The organism is Jiella soli (assembly GCF_020615385.1).
Taxonomy (GTDB): Bacteria; Pseudomonadota; Alphaproteobacteria; order Rhizobiales; family Rhizobiaceae; genus VKMB-3413.
The window spans coordinates 113540-127507 of sequence record NZ_JAJAVB010000004.1 but is presented as its reverse complement, the minus strand read 5'-3'; the positions used below and the strand labels follow the sequence as shown (position 1 = coordinate 127507).

At 66.9% G+C, this 13968-nt stretch carries 13 protein-coding genes; 5 read left to right on the top strand and 8 right to left on the bottom strand.

Annotation, left to right across the window (positions count from 1 at the left end; all coding sequences use genetic code 11):
* Positions 1–119: 119 nt before the first annotated feature.
* Positions 120–1235 carry an alkene reductase gene (locus tag LH400_RS04060; protein WP_229151389.1) on the bottom strand — a complete coding sequence of 372 codons (1116 nt, stop codon included), beginning with the start codon at positions 1233–1235 and terminating at the stop codon, positions 120–122.
* Between the two features lie 191 nt (positions 1236–1426).
* Between LH400_RS04060 and LH400_RS04055 the strand changes: the two genes are divergently transcribed.
* From LH400_RS04055 to LH400_RS04045, 3 genes are all read left to right on the top strand, one after another.
* A complete protein-coding gene (locus LH400_RS04055) occupies positions 1427–2260 on the top strand; it encodes a 23S rRNA (adenine(2030)-N(6))-methyltransferase RlmJ (RefSeq protein WP_229151387.1) in 834 nt (277 codons plus the stop codon).
* An 80-nt stretch (positions 2261–2340) separates the two neighbouring features.
* Complete coding sequence (locus tag LH400_RS04050; RefSeq protein ID WP_229151386.1) at positions 2341–2895, top strand: hypothetical protein; 555 nt, start codon at positions 2341–2343, stop codon at positions 2893–2895.
* A gap of 6 nt (positions 2896–2901) precedes the next feature.
* Entirely contained in the window at positions 2902–3507 is a 606-nt protein-coding gene (locus LH400_RS04045; protein ID WP_229151385.1) for a glutathione S-transferase, read from the top strand.
* A 60-nt stretch (positions 3508–3567) separates the two neighbouring features.
* Here LH400_RS04045 and LH400_RS04040 read toward each other — a convergent pair whose 3' ends face one another.
* Entirely contained in the window at positions 3568–4239 is a 672-nt protein-coding gene (locus LH400_RS04040) for an outer membrane protein (RefSeq protein WP_229151383.1), read from the bottom strand.
* Between the two features lie 282 nt (positions 4240–4521).
* Here LH400_RS04040 and uvrC point away from each other — a divergent pair, with 282 nt between their 5' ends.
* Entirely contained in the window at positions 4522–6651 is a 2130-nt protein-coding gene (gene uvrC, locus LH400_RS04035; RefSeq protein WP_370638325.1) for an excinuclease ABC subunit UvrC, read from the top strand.
* A gap of 91 nt (positions 6652–6742) precedes the next feature.
* Complete coding sequence (gene pgsA / locus LH400_RS04030) at positions 6743–7324, top strand: CDP-diacylglycerol--glycerol-3-phosphate 3-phosphatidyltransferase (RefSeq protein WP_229151380.1); 582 nt, start codon at positions 6743–6745, stop codon at positions 7322–7324.
* Positions 7325–7449: 125 nt separating this feature from the next.
* On the opposite strand, the gene LH400_RS04025 is transcribed toward pgsA, so the two are convergent.
* From LH400_RS04025 to LH400_RS04000, 6 genes are all read right to left on the bottom strand, one after another.
* Positions 7450–8454 (bottom strand): alpha/beta hydrolase, encoded by a 1005-nt coding sequence (locus LH400_RS04025; RefSeq protein ID WP_229151378.1) that lies wholly within the window; start codon positions 8452–8454, stop codon positions 7450–7452.
* 254 nt (positions 8455–8708) lie between these two features.
* Positions 8709–10694 carry a bifunctional 2',3'-cyclic-nucleotide 2'-phosphodiesterase/3'-nucleotidase gene (locus tag LH400_RS04020; protein WP_229151377.1) on the bottom strand — a complete coding sequence of 662 codons (1986 nt, stop codon included), beginning with the start codon at positions 10692–10694 and terminating at the stop codon, positions 8709–8711.
* A 93-nt stretch (positions 10695–10787) separates the two neighbouring features.
* Positions 10788–11732 (bottom strand): ornithine cyclodeaminase family protein, encoded by a 945-nt coding sequence (locus LH400_RS04015; protein WP_229151374.1) that lies wholly within the window; start codon positions 11730–11732, stop codon positions 10788–10790.
* Complete coding sequence (locus LH400_RS04010) at positions 11729–12277, bottom strand: GNAT family N-acetyltransferase (RefSeq protein WP_229151373.1); 549 nt, start codon at positions 12275–12277, stop codon at positions 11729–11731. The genes LH400_RS04015 and LH400_RS04010 overlap by 4 nt, the downstream gene beginning before the upstream one ends.
* Before the next feature lie 5 nt (positions 12278–12282).
* The gene (sseA, locus tag LH400_RS04005) at positions 12283–13140 is read right to left on the bottom strand and encodes a 3-mercaptopyruvate sulfurtransferase (RefSeq protein WP_229151371.1); all 858 of its coding nucleotides are present in this window, start codon (positions 13138–13140) and stop codon (positions 12283–12285) included.
* 93 nt (positions 13141–13233) lie between these two features.
* The gene (locus LH400_RS04000; RefSeq protein WP_229151370.1) at positions 13234–13968 is read right to left on the bottom strand and encodes an alanyl-tRNA editing protein; all 735 of its coding nucleotides are present in this window, start codon (positions 13966–13968) and stop codon (positions 13234–13236) included.

Below are 13968 nucleotides of genomic sequence, written 5' to 3'. Positions count from 1 at the left end.
ACGTCCGCCACGGCTGCCCATCGCCGGCACGCCAAGAGGCCCGAAAATGCGAAAGCCGGGGCGTGATACCCCGGCTTTCGTCGTTTTCGACTCTTGAAGAAGGCTGCTCGCTCCCCGTCTCAGGCGGCCTTGGCGGCGTAGCGGGCCTTCTCCTCCTCGCTCAGCGCGGGATAGTCGACATAGCCCTCGGCACCGCCACCATAGAAGGTCTTCTCGTCCCATTCGGCGAGCGGCGCGCCGAGTTTCATCCGCTCGACGAGGTCCGGATTGGAGATGAAATCCCGGCCGAAACAGACGAGATCGATCTCGCCCTTCTCGACGCGCTCGATCGCGAGTTCGGGCGTGTAGCTGTTGTTGCCCATATAGGCGCCCTTGAAGTGATCGCGCAGCGACCAGGCCTTGAAGCCGTGCGGATCGCGGTCGCCGCGCGTCGCGCCCTCGATGACATGCAGATAGGCAAGGCCGCGCTTCGACAGTTCCTCGACATAAGGGACGAACACCTTCTCCGGGTCGCTGTCGGCGAGATCGTTGGCCGGGCTGACCGGCGAGATCCGGATGCCGACGCGGTCGGCTCCCCACACGTCGACCACGGCATCGACCACTTCGAGCGGGAAGCGCATGCGGTTTTCGACCGAGCCGCCATAATCGTCGGTGCGCTTGTTGGCGCCGTCGCGCAGGAACTGGTCGAGGAGATAACCATTGGCCGAATGGATCTCGACACCGTCGAAACCGGCGGCCTTGCAGTTCTTCGCAGCCTTGACGTAGTCCGCGACGACCCGCGGCAACTCGTCGCGGTCGAGCGCCCGCGGCGCCGGGATGTCCTTGAAGCCATCCTTGGTGAAGGCCTTCATCTCCGGCTTCACCGCCGATGGCGCGACGGGCAGCGTCCCGCCCGGCTGCAGGTCGGGATGCGAGATCCGGCCGACATGCCAGAGCTGCAGGAACATCTTGCCGCCCTCGGCGTGGACGGCGTCAGTGACCTTCTTCCAGGCTTCCACCTGCTCATCGGAGAAGATCCCGGGCGTAAAGGCATAACCGCGACCTTCCGGCGAGATGTTGGTCGCCTCGGTGATGATCAGGCCGGCGCCGGCGCGCTGGCGGTAATATTCGACATGGATGTCCTTCGGAACCTGCTCGTCGCTGGCGCGAGAGCGCGTCAGCGGCGCCATGACGACGCGGTTCGACAGGCGGTTCGGGCCGAGGTCGTAGGGCTCGAAGAGTTTGGATGCGACCATTGCGGTCTCCCTTGCTGGATGCCAAGACGCCTCACGCGCGGTCTCGGCGTTGTCGCGACAGATGGGTGGCCGCTGCACTGCGGAAAGACGCGTGAACACTGCGTTCTTGCGCCGGAGCGGATCGAGGCACCGCGAGATCGTGGCGGCGAATCTTAAACCGGCTGCAGCAACAGGGACTTGGCCCAACACACGTGAACTACCGCCACGCCTTTCACGCCGGAAACTTCGCCGATGTGGTGAAGCATGTCCTGTTGGCGCGTCTCGTCGCCTATCTCCAGCGCAAGGATAAACCGTTCCGCGTCTTCGACACTCATGGCGGCCGCGGCCTCTACGACCTCGGCGGCGACGAGGCGAGACGAACCGGCGAAGCCGAGGACGGCATCCGGCGCCTTGCGACGGCCTCCACTGAGATCCTGTCCGACCCGCTATTTGCCTCTTATTGGGAAGCCGTGCGCGAGGACGTTGCGGCCGGCCGCTATCCCGGCTCGCCGCTTCTCGTGCGCCGGCTCCTGCGGCCGCAGGACCGCCTCTCTGCCTACGAGCTCCACCCCGCCGACGCCGCTGCGCTGAGGGCGCTCTTTGCCGGTGACACGCAGGTCAAGACGATCGAACTCGATGCCTGGCTGGCGCTCGGCGCGCACCTGCCGCCCAAGGAGAAGCGCGGCCTCGTCTTCATCGATCCGCCCTTCGAAAAGCCGAGCGAGGTCGACGATATCGCCACCGCGCTCGCCCGCGCCATGAAGCGCTGGCCGGGCGGCACCTATGCCGTCTGGTATCCGATGAAGCGGCAAGCGATGGTCGCAGCGCTCCGCGAACGCCTCGCGGCGCTCGCCCCGGAGGGGGTCCTCTTTGCCGAGTTTCTGCGCGAGGCCTATGCGCCGGAGGAGCGATTCGTCGGCTCGGGCCTTGCCGTCCTCAACCCGCCATTCATCTTCCCCGACGAGGCGGAGGCCATCCTGACACGCCTGTTGCCGGTCTTCGAGCGCGGCATGGGCGCAACATCTGACGTTTTTACGCGTCGCTAGCAGCCTCATCGACACCATTCACGGACGCTTTGGTGATAGCCTCCGCGCGATCCGGACATGTGCTCGTGGAAAGTTTGGTCATGCGTTTTCTCCCCACCGCCCTCCTCGCGGCGCTTGTTGCCGCCGGCACCCTTGCCCGGCCGGCCGCCGCCGCCGACCTCGGCACCTATTCCGCACCGCCGGTCGAGGCTCATGTCCCGGCATGCGACGACGCGGGCGTCCTTGGCGAGGTCGAGGACCAGTTCGAATATGGCGCGCCGCGCGTCCTGGAACGCCAGCTCGAGATCCTGGAGTTCAGCGGGATGCACGAGCGGGCCTTCATCCCGCAATATGCGCCGGCCGAGGACGACATTCCCCCGGCGCAGCCGATCGAGCGCCGCTGGTGCGAGGCGCAGGCGCTGATCTCCGACGGCAAGCGCCGCACGGTCTATTACATCATCGAATATCCTATGGGCTTTGCCGCGGCCGGCCAGTATCTCGGCATCTTCTCGCCGGCGCCGGGCTGGCGCGCCGAGGGTTGCGTACTCGGCCTCGACGAATGGCACGTCTACGGCGCCAACTGCCAGTCGCTTCGTCGCTATCCGCCGGAAGGGCGGAGCTACCAGACCTATCAGGGCTTCGTGTCGAAGGGCTGAACCGGAATGACCATGCGCCTCTTTTATTCGCCGGCCTCGCCCTTCGCAGCCAAGACCCGGATGGCCGCGCACCATTGCGACCTTCCCGTCGAAGCCGTGCCGACCGTCACCTCCGACGAGCCCGCCGACCTCCTCGCCGCCAATCCTCTCGGCAAGATCCCGGTGCTCGTCCTCGATGACGGGTCCACGGTCTATGACAGCAAGGTCATCTGCGACCTGTTCGACCGGATGAGCGGCAACCAGCTCGTGCCCCAGAGCCTCGACGCCTGGCGGTTCGTGAAGACCTTCGAGGCGCTGGCGGACGGGGTCGGCGACGCACTGATCCTCACCGTCTACGAGGTCCGCTACCGCCCGGAGGACAAGCGCTATACGGGCTGGATCGACAAGCAGATGAACAAGGCCGATCGCGGCCTGGCGAAGCTGGAAGAGATGCTCGACCAACTTCCCGCAGAGCCGACCACGGCGCATTTCGCGCTGGCCGGCCTCCTCGGCTGGATGCGCTTCCGCATGGAAGGCAAGATCGAAGCGGAGCGGCCGAAGCTCGCGGCCTGGCTCGACGCGTTCCCGACCGTCTTTCCGGCCTTCACCGAGCTCGGCCCGCGCCAGGCCTGATCGGGCCCGGCAAACCTAAAGCGGGCCGCAGGGACCGGCAGCCGTGGCCCGCTTCATCACTCAGAACTTCAGTGCGACGCCGGCGCGGATCGAGTGCTCGTCGAAGCCTGACGACACGCTGGTATTGCCGAGATCGTAGGTCTCCTTGCCGTAGTCCGAATAGCGATATTCGAGCCGGGCGGAGACATTGTCGGTGATCTTTGCGTCGATGCCGCCGCCCACCGTGTAGCCGGTGCTGGTCTTGGTGTCCGATGCGCTGCCGAGCGTGAGCTTGTTGTTGGAGACCGCCGCGCCGCCGGTGGCAAAGACCAGGAATGGATCGGCCGCGACGCCGACCCGGGCCCTCAGCGAGCCGAAGACGTTCTCCTCGGCGCCGGTCTGCGCGCCGGCGGCCGCATTGTAGCCGTTCCCGTCCACGCCGGAGCCGCCGAAATCGGCTTCGAGGCCATAGACCAGCGGACCGTCCTGGAAATTGTAGCCGGAATAGACGCCGCCGACGAAACCGTCGGCATCGAAGGACGCACCGCCGCTCTGGTTGAAATTCGTGGTGTTGTAGCCGACGAAGGCGCCGGCATAGGCACCGGTCCAGACATAGACTGGCTGCGCCGCCTCGGCGGGAGCCGGCGGCAGCCGGTCTTCGAGCGTCGCAATATCCGCCGCCTGCGCGGGAAAGCCCGAGGCAAGGCCGAAAAGCGCGGCAGCGAGAAGCGAAGTTCCGAGATGCTTGCGCATGGCTGGCACCACCGTTGCGATATCACCAGGAAGAGGTGGGGAGTGACGAGAGCTAAAGAAGAGCCGGGTGCGGATTCTGTGGCGGCTCGGCCAAGTTTTCAGGAAATGTTGCAGACCTGCAACGCGCGTGAACCCTCCGTCCCCACCCCGGCTTGTTCGGCAGAGGGCGCCCCCCTGCATTCGGGCGGCGAAAGAATCATATAAGGACGAACACCGGATGAAGGATCGCCCGTGAACCGTCGGAGACCACAACGCTGGTCGAGGCGGCCGGCGAGAGCGCTGATGCCCCGCATGCCCGAACAGGACGAGATGACAGACGAAGCCGAACCGTTCGACGACGAGGACCTGCAGGAGACCGAGGACAGCGAGCCGGCATCGACCGCGGGGGCGAGCGCCACGCTGCTCGCGGCGATCGAGTGGGATGACGGCGGCAAGGCGATCGACGGCGACCTCGTCGGGGCCGAACTCATCGCGGCCTTCGCGAAGCGGCTGCCGAACCGGCCGGGCGTCTACCGCATGTTCGGCGCCGACGGCGAAATCCTCTATGTCGGCAAGGCGCGGTCTCTGAAGAAGCGCGTCGCGAACTACACCCGCCTCGGCGGTCACACCCAGCGCATCGCGCGGATGATCGCCAAGACCCGGCACATGGAGTTCGTGACGGTCCGCACCGAGACCGAGGCGCTGCTTCTCGAGGCGAACCTCATCAAGCGGCTGCGCCCGCGCTTCAACGTTCTGATGCGGGACGACAAGTCGTTCCCCTACATCCTGGTCTCGGAGGATCACGAGGCGCCGGCGATCATGAAGCATCGCGGCGCGCGCTCGCGAAAGGGCACCTATTTCGGCCCCTTCGCCTCGGCCGGCGCGGTCGGGCGCACGATCAACTCGCTGCAGCGCGCCTTCCTGCTGCGCACCTGCACCGATTCGGTCTATGAGAGCCGCACGCGCCCATGCCTGCTCTACCAGATCAAGCGCTGCTCCGGCCCCTGCACCGGCGAGATCTCCCGCGAGGACTATGCCGGGCTTGTGGGCGAAGCGAAGGCCTTCCTCTCCGGCCGCTCGAACCAGATCAAGAGCGGCATGGCGTCGGCGATGCAGGAGGCCTCGGACGATCTCGACTTCGAGCGTGCTGCGATCTACCGGGACCGCCTCTCCGCCCTCTCCCATGTCCAGAGCCACCAGGGCATCAATCCGCAGGGGATCGAGGAGGCCGACGTCTTCGCCATCCATCAGGAGGGCGGCCTCACCTGCATCCAGGTCTTCTTCTTCCGCACCGGCCAGAACTGGGGCAACCGCGCCTATTTCCCCAAGGCCGATTCCTCGCTCGAGCCGGAGGCGGTGCTCGGCGCCTTCCTCGCCCAGTTCTACGACGACAAGCCGGCGCCGCGGCTGATGCTCCTGCCGATCAAGGTCGAGGACGAGACGCTGCTCGCCGAGGCCTTGAGCCTTCGGGCCGAGCGACGCGTCGAGATCGCCGTTCCCGCGCGCGGGCTCAAGAAGGAGCTCGTCGACCATGCGAGCGCCAATGCCCGGGAAGCGCTCGGACGAAGGCTCGCCGAGACGTCCTCGCAGGCGCGGCTTCTGAAGGGTCTCGAGGAAACCTTCGGCCTCGCCCGGACGCCGCGGCGGATCGAGGTCTACGACAACTCCCATATCATGGGGACCAACGCCGTCGGCGCCATGATCGTCGCCGGCCCGGAGGGGTTCGCCAAGAACCAGTACCGCAAGTTCAACATCAAGGGCGCGGACATCACCCCCGGCGACGATTTCGGCATGATGAAGGAGGTCATGCGCCGACGCTTCTCGCGTCTCCTGAAGGAACATGGCGAGGAGGCGCCGGCCCCGTCGGATCCCGATCAGGCCGCGCCGGAAGCGGCAGGCTCGCTCGCGGTCGCCGCGCAGTCGCCCGAGCCGCCGGAGAGCGAGGAGGACGACGCGCTCGCGGATGCCGCCATGCCGGCCTGGCCGGACCTCGTCCTGATCGACGGCGGCAAGGGGCAGATCTCGGCCGTCCGCGCGATCCTTGAAGAGCTCGGCATCGCCGACAAGGTGACGACGATCGGCGTCGCCAAGGGTGTCGACCGCGATGCCGGGCGCGAGCGCTTCGTGACCGAGGGGCGCGAGCCCTTCTCGCTGCCGCCGCGCGACCCGGTGCTCTATTTCGTCCAGCGCCTGCGCGACGAGGCGCACCGCTTCGCCATCGGCTCGCACCGGGCACGGCGCAAGAAGGAACTCACCAAGAACCCGCTCGACGAGATCGGCGGCATCGGCCCCTCTCGCAAGCGCGCGCTCCTGCACCACTTCGGAACGGCGAAGGCCGTCTCGCGGGCCGCGCTCAGCGATCTCACCGCGGTCGAGGGGATTTCCGCGGCCATGGCCCGGTCGATCTACGACCATTTCCACGAGCGCGATTAGCGAAACATCATCATTTCACGGGCTAGCGACGGTTGACGCGGGGCGTCCTGCCACGCTTTGACTGTCGCGCCTTTCCGGATCGGACCGTCTCATGGCATCTCGGGCCTTAAGCCTTCCAAATCTGCTCACCTATTTCCGCATCGTCTGCGTGCCGTTGGTCGTGCTCACCTTCTTCATGGAGGGGCACCTGCACAGTCCGGACTATGCCCGCTGGTCGGCGCTGACGATCTTCCTCATCGCCTCGGTCACCGACTATTTCGACGGCTATCTCGCCCGCGCCTGGCAACAGACCTCGACCATCGGCCGGATGCTCGACCCGATCGCCGACAAGCTGCTGGTCGCCGCCGCCCTCCTCCTGCTCGCGGCCGACGGCACCATCGCCGGCTGGAGCCTGTGGGCGGCGATCGTGATTTTATGCCGCGAGATCCTCGTCTCCGGCCTCAGGGAATATCTCGCCGAGCTGAAGGTCTCGGTCCCCGTCACCCGCCTCGCCAAGTGGAAGACGACGATGCAGATGATCGCCATCGGCTTCCTGCTCCTCGGCCCCGCCGGCGACAAGATCGTGCCGGGCGTGACCATCGCCGGCATCCTCCTCCTCTGGGTCTCCGCGGTGATCACGCTCTACACCGGCTGGGACTATTTTCGCGCCGGGCTGCGGCATATCGAGGATTGAGGAAGAGGGCGGCCGCAGGATTCGCGCCGGCCCCTTCGATCGAAACGAGCCCGACAGTCGCAAGCCTCCGCCAATCGCAGGGCGATCCTCCTTGCTGCCATACGGGTCCCGTCGATCGTCCGCGGCTATTTCCGAGAGCCATCCTTGCCTGGCAGCGCCTTCACCCACTCAACGATGCGCTCGGCCAGTTCGTCGGTCGTCTGCGGCGAGAGGATCGCGCCGGCGAGGACGTGGTTCGACCGATCGCCCGAGACCGGCACGTCCACCGCCTGGTGCGGGCCGCCCCACTCGGACAGGACGCGCTCCGTCGCGTTCGGATCGACCACCTTGTCGTTCTGCGAATACAAGACGAGCAGCGGCAGCCTGATCGCCGAGAGGTCGAGCCGGCTCGCGGCCCGGATCAGCGCCGCCATGGGGACCAGCGCGCCGATCGGATAGCGCGTCGTCCAGTTCTCAGCATGGCCCTGGTTGCGCGGCTCGAAGCCGTAGGTCTCGCCGCCGATCATCGGCAGGATCCTGCGCGCATAGGGCATGTCGAGAAGGAAGGCCCAGCGGTCCTTGATCGCGAAATTGGGCGAGATCATCACGATGCCCTCGACGCCGTCCATCAGCTGCGGACGGCTGGCGCCGAGCGTTGCCAGCGTGCCGCCCGTCGAGGACGCGATCACCACCACCCGGTCGCCGATCCGCCGGCCGATCGCCACGGCTTCCGCGAGATCGTTCAGCCAGTCATTGACCGAGGCCTGCTCCATCGCCGCGCCGTCGCGGCCATGGCCGGTCAGGCGCGTATAGAAGAGGTTGGCGCCGAGCGCCTTGGCCACCTCGTCGGGGAGCGGCCTCACCTCCGCCTTGGCGGCGGAAAAGCCGTGAATATAGACGATGGCGAGCGGCGTCTTGGCGCGCGAGGCGGGATAGGCCCAGACGATCTCCTTCTGGGCGTTGCGCCTCAGATTCGGGATGTCGGCCTCCTCGCGCGCGAGATAGGCATCGGGGTCGCTGCCGATCGTCTTCGGGTCGAAGCGGATCGTCGTATCGACGGGCTCGCGCGGAGCCAGGAACCAGAAGCCGGCGGCGGCAACGGCCAAGACGATGATAAGGACGAGGATGGCGAGGAGAATGCGTGCGATCAAAGCTCTGCGTCCGGTTCGCGGGACCTTCGGCGCGAAGCTCTAGCGCGTCTGCGGGCGGGGTGGAACCGTCATGGCCGCCGATCGCTGGCCGCCGCCCCAGCTGTGGAGCGGAAGGCCGGCGCGAATTGCCTCGCGCCGGCAGCGCTTCGGCATCCAGCATCGGCCCGAAAATCGGAATCGATTTGCGGAAAGCACGATGCGTGGATTCAACGAGTTAGAGCGTCCTTTGCGCGTCCAAACGGACGCGCGGCGCTCTAAAGATTGAGCCGGTAGAGCGCGAAGCCGTCCTTCTCCTGGCCGGTCGGCTCGACGTCGACGCTCTCGACCATCGAGACATACTGCTTGGCCGCCGGTCCGGTCTCGAACAGGACGCTGGTGCCTTCGGCGGGTGCAAAGCGCCAGTTGCCGTCGGCGGACGGGTTGATCGTCCCCTGGTCGTGGATGTAGCGCACGATCACGTCGCGATTGGCGTCGGGCGCGACGAAGACGATCTTGTCGGCCGTGACGCCCGGAAAATTGCCGCCGCCGCCGGCGCGGTAGTTGTTGGTCGCAACGATGAATTCCTGCTCCGGATCGATCGGTTTGCCCTGGTATTGCAGGTCGAGGATGCGGCTCGATCCTTCATTGGCGAGATTGCCCTCGGGCGAGTATTTCGGCGGCTGCGTGACGTCGATCAAATAGGTGACGCCGTCGATCACGTCGAAGTTGTAGGACGGGAAGTCGTTGGCGAGAAGCGCCTGGTCGGCCTTGCCCTTTTCCACTTGGCGGAACATGCCGGCCGCCATTTCCAGCCATTCCTTCACCGTGGCGCCGGTCACCTTCACCGCGCGCACCGTGTTCGGATAGAGGTAGAGGTCGGAAACGTTCTTGATCGCGACCGGGCCTGCCGGCACGTCGGTGAAGTAGCTCGGGCCGCCGCGCCCGCCTGCCTTGAACGGCGCCGCCGCCGACAGGAGCGGGAGATCCGCGAACTCGGTCGGTTTCAGGATGTCCTTCATGTACCAGGTCTGCGCCTGGTTGACGATCTGCCCCGAGGGATCGTCCGCGACCAGCGCAAAGTACGAGAACAGCGGCGCGGAAGTCTCTCCGACCGGCGTGCGGATGTAGGTCAGCGTCGCCTCGTGCTCCGTCTCGGCCGCGTCCAGAACCTTCTGGTCGCTGGCGACGGTGGGCGTGACCTTCTTTTCCACCCGCTCGTAGATCGGACGTAGCTCGACCGAGGAGTCGGCGATGCGCCAGGCCTTGCCGTCATGCTCGAGGAGGAGGTCGACGAGGCCGAGATCGGAGCCCCAGAAGCCGGCCATCACCGCCGGCTTGCCGTGGAGCGTGCCCTTCTTCGGATCGGCGCCGTCGATGCCCTGAAAGTCCTTTTCGCCGGGAAAGCGCAGATGCTGGTGGCCGGTGAAGACGACGTCGATGCCGTCCACCTTGGCGAGCTGCAGCGAGGCGTTCTCGGGCGCCTCCTCCTGTTCCGCCTCGGCGGAGATGCCCGAATGGGACAGGGCGAGCACGAGGTCGACGCCTTCGGCGCGAAGTTTCGGCACCCATGCCTCGGCGGTCTCGACGATGCCGCGCGTGTTCGCCTTGCCCTTCAGGTTCGCCTGGTCCCAAACCATGATCTGCGGCGGCACAAAGCCGATGACGCCGATCCTGATCGGCTTTTTCGAGCCGTCGCCGAGTTCGATCTCGCGGTCGAGGACGAGATAGGGCGGGACGAAATGCTCGTCCTCCAGCGGCGTCGCGGCCAGCTCGCCCTTGACCAGATTGGCGCAGGTATAAGGAAATTCGGCGCCGGCGAGCACCTTCTCCATGAAGGGCAGGCCGTAGTTGAATTCGTGATTGCCGAGCGTGCCGGCCTCGTAGCGAAGGACGTTCATCGCCTTGATCACGGGATGGACGTCGCCGTCCTTCATGCCGCGCTCATAGGCGATGTAGTCGCCCATGGGATTGCCCTGCAGGAAGTCGCCATTGTCGAACAGAAGCGCGTTCTTCGCCTCGGCGCGGATCGCATCGACAATCGTCGCTGTGCGCGCGAGGCCGACCGTGTCCGATTCCTTGTCGGCGTAATAGTCGTAGGGAAAGACGTGGACATGGATGTCCGTCGTCTCCATCAGCCTGAGATGCGCCTGGTTGGACGCGGCGCGAACCGAATAGGGATGCAGGAGGATAGCGGCCCCGGCGGCGGCCGTCCCGGCGAGGAAGCGGCGGCGGGAGAGCGGCAGCAGGATCTTGGTGGGCATTTCCAGGCCTCTTCGCGATTCGATGGTGCAAGCTTATGAAACTCCACCACACGACGCGAGCGTGACGGGGGCGAGGGTCGCGGGACCTCCCTGCTAGCGGGAAGCCGGCGCCTCCACGAGGCGGCGGACGAGATCGGCCACCATCAGGTCGAGATGGGCGCCGCCGCCATTCTTGAAGACGGTGATGGCATCGGGGCCGCTGCGGCCCGCCCGGCCGGCGACGAGTTCGGCGAGGTCGCCGCGGATGTCGTCGCGCGCGATCGTCCCGGCGCGGAGCGGGATCTCGATCTCGCCGATATGGCCGATCGTCGTGTCGAAGGAATCGACGAAGAGCTCGCCGCGTTTCAGCAGGGCATCGTCCGCTTCGCGCATGTCCGGTCGGTAGGCGCCGATGAGGTCGACATGGGCGCCCGGCTTCAGCCATTCGCCGCGCAGGAAGGGCTCCACCGCCATGGTGGCCGTAGAGACCATGTCGGCGGTCGCCGCGGCCTCGGAAAGGTCGCCGGCGGCGGCGACCGGAGCGCCCTCCCCGGCGAGTTCCGCGGCAAGCTGTTCGGCCCTTTCCGGCGTCCGGTTCCAGATCCGGATCCGGTCGATCGCGGGAAACAGCTCGCGATAGGCCGCGACGAGATTGCGCGCCACGGTGCCGGCGCCGCAGATCAGAAGTTCGCGCGGGTCCGGCCGGGCGAGCAGTCGGGCGCCGAGGACGGAATCGCCCGCCGTTTTCCACTTGGTGACGAGGATGCCGTCGATCAGCGCCGAGGGCGCGCCGGTCGTCTCGTCGAAGAGGAGGACGCTGCCCTGCACCGAGGGACGCGGCGGCGATTGCCCGGGATTGTCCGGATAGACCGTGACCGACTTCAGGGCGATCCCCAACCCATTGATCCAGGCGGCCCGGTTGAGGAGGCTCCGGCCGTCCTTCTGCAAGAGGAGATCGCCGATCTCGGCCGCCCCGCGGCGGTGTCCCTCGGCGATCGCGTCCGCCACGGCCGTCCAGGTCAGGCGATGATCGGCGTCGTCGAAACCGACGATCTTCATGACACACCTCTTGCCGGCTGACGGACGGCCTCGATCGCCGGCGTCTTGACGTCACGGGTCGCATAGGGCCGGAAGCCGTGACTGACATAGAGTTTGAGCGCGGCGGGATGGTCGAGCGTGTTGGTCTCGATGGTGAGGCGCGTCGCCCCTTCCGCAAAGCCGGCGAGAATCGCCTGCGACAGCATGAAGTGCGCCAGGCCGCGGCCGCGAAAGCCCGGCATGATGCCGAAATGGACGATCCGGGCCTCATCGATCTCGCGCCGCACTTCCAGTTCGAACCAGCCGGCGGTCGCCGCGCCGACCGTCATGACGAAGAGACGCGTGCGGGCCCCATGGATCTCGCGTTTCAGACGGGCATCCGGCAACAGGCGGGAAGTCCAGTGATGGGCGGCGCCGACAGCCTTGTAGAGCGTCCGGTAGCGCTCGATCGGCATGTTGCGGACCGGGTTGATCGCGACCGGCGCACCCAGTTCCGGAACCTTGGCCGGTTCGGCGGGGCGTTGGCGCATCTCCAGGCTGGTGACGCGGGTCGTCAGAAGGCGCATGGCAGTCAACGCACGGTCGCGGGCCCGGTTTCCACGGGCGTGTCCGGCGCCGAGCCCCATTCGGTCCAGGACCCGTCGTAGAGCTGAACCTGCCGATTGCCGAGACTTGCCAGCGCAAGATTGATCACCGCGGCCGTCACGCCGGAGCCGCAGCTCGTGACCACCGGCTGGTCCGGGTCGATGCCCGCTTCGGCGAAGACGGCACGCAGCGCGCCCGCGTCCTTCAGCCGCCCGTCCTCGGCGAGCGAGAGAAACGGCAGATTGTGGGCGCCGGGCATGTGACCGGCCCTGACGCCGGCGCGCGGTTCGGCCGCCCTGCCCTCGAACCGGTCGGCGGGCCGCGCATCGGCGATCTGCGTGTCGGCCCGGGCGACCGTCTCGCGCATGGCCGCAAGGCTTGCGACCGCGCTGGGGTCGCATTTCGCCTGGAACGGCGCCGGCCGGGTCCTGGCGACGCCCTGCTCGACGGGTAGGCCGGCCGCCTTCCAGGCCGGAAAACCGCCGTCGAGGACGCGAACGTCTCCGGCACCGAAGGTCCGGAACATCCACCAGACCCGCGGCGCGGAGAACAGGCCCATCCCGTCATAGACGACGATCGTATCCGTCTCCCTGATGCCCAGTTCTCCCACGGCGGCGGCGAAGATGTCGGCCGAGGGAAGCGTGTGCGGCAGGTTCGAACCGGGCTCCACGATCTTGTCATGGTCGAAGAAGACGGCGCCGGGGATATGGGCGGCCTCGAATTCGGCCGCCGCCATCCGCTTCTGCGCCGGCAGGTACCAGGAGGCGTCGACGACGGAGAGGCCCGCCCGCCCGAGCGTCGGGGCAAGGTCCTGCGGAGCGATCAGGAACGGGTTCTGGCTCATGCGTTCGTCTTCTTCTTGTCCGTCGGACCGAGGGGCCCGGTCATGCCTTTGCGGAGAGCCGGTCCGGCCGGCCGCTCGCAGCGTCGCTCGAACTCAGGCCGGTACCGGGCCGAAGCGGATGCGGAACCGCCGGTTGGTCTTGCCCTTGTTCTCGATCTTGCCGATGTGGATCTCGCCGACCTCTGAGGTCTCCTGGACATGCGTGCCGCCGCAGGGCTGGGTATCCACCGAGCCGTTCTCCCCGATGCAGACCAGCCGGATGCGGCCGGAGCCGCGTGGCGGCCGGACATTTGCCGACTTGACGAGACCGGGGTTGGCGTCGAGCTCTTCTTCGGTGATCCAGCGGCTGAAGACGGGATGGTTGGCGGCCACGAGCTCCAGCAGCGCATCGGTGACAGACGCCTTGTCGGGAACGGCGTCCGCAATGTCGAAGTCGATGCGGCTCTCTTCCTCGCCGACCGCGGCCCCGGTGATCGGGAAGGGACACGCCACGGTCAGGAGGTGGCAGGCCGTGTGCATGCGCATCAGCCGGTAGCGCCGTTTCCAGTCGACATGCAGCACCACGGTCGCGCCCGGCTCCGGCAGGGTCGTCCCCGCCTCGGCCATCATGACCACGTCCTCCTTGTCCTCCGAATAGACGGTCCCGACGATCTTCAGGCGGTCGCCATCCTCGCTCTCGACGAAACCGATGTCGCCCGGCTGGCCGCCGCCGGTCGCGAAGAAATTGGTCCGGTCGAAGACGAGGCCGCTCTCGCCCTCGTGCCGCACCAGCGTCGCTTCCATCGTCGAGAGGTATGCATCCTCCTGGTAGACCCGCTCGCTCGCCAT

What these genes read in the sequence shown, in the direction of transcription:
- LH400_RS04050 (WP_229151386.1), top strand. Translation starts at nt 2,341, where the DNA reads ATGCGTTTTCTCCCCACCGCCCTCCTCGCGGCGCTTGTTGCCGCCGGC.
- LH400_RS04045 (WP_229151385.1), top strand. Translation starts at nt 2,902, where the DNA reads ATGACCATGCGCCTCTTTTATTCGCCGGCCTCGCCCTTCGCAGCCAAG.
- LH400_RS04015 (WP_229151374.1), bottom strand. Translation starts at nt 11,732, where the DNA reads ATGAAGATCGTCGGTTTCGACGACGCCGATCATCGCCTGACCTGGACG.
- LH400_RS04000 (WP_229151370.1), bottom strand. Translation starts at nt 13,968, where the DNA reads ATGGCGAGCGAGCGGGTCTACCAGGAGGATGCATACCTCTCGACGATG.
- LH400_RS04010 (WP_229151373.1), bottom strand. Translation starts at nt 12,277, where the DNA reads ATGCGCCTTCTGACGACCCGCGTCACCAGCCTGGAGATGCGCCAACGC.
- LH400_RS04040 (WP_229151383.1), bottom strand. Translation starts at nt 4,239, where the DNA reads ATGCGCAAGCATCTCGGAACTTCGCTTCTCGCTGCCGCGCTTTTCGGC.
- sseA (WP_229151371.1), bottom strand. Translation starts at nt 13,140, where the DNA reads ATGAGCCAGAACCCGTTCCTGATCGCTCCGCAGGACCTTGCCCCGACG.
- LH400_RS04060 (WP_229151389.1), bottom strand. Translation starts at nt 1,235, where the DNA reads ATGGTCGCATCCAAACTCTTCGAGCCCTACGACCTCGGCCCGAACCGC.
- pgsA (WP_229151380.1), top strand. Translation starts at nt 6,743, where the DNA reads ATGGCATCTCGGGCCTTAAGCCTTCCAAATCTGCTCACCTATTTCCGC.
- LH400_RS04020 (WP_229151377.1), bottom strand. Translation starts at nt 10,694, where the DNA reads ATGCCCACCAAGATCCTGCTGCCGCTCTCCCGCCGCCGCTTCCTCGCC.
- uvrC (WP_370638325.1), top strand. Translation starts at nt 4,522, where the DNA reads ATGCCCCGCATGCCCGAACAGGACGAGATGACAGACGAAGCCGAACCG.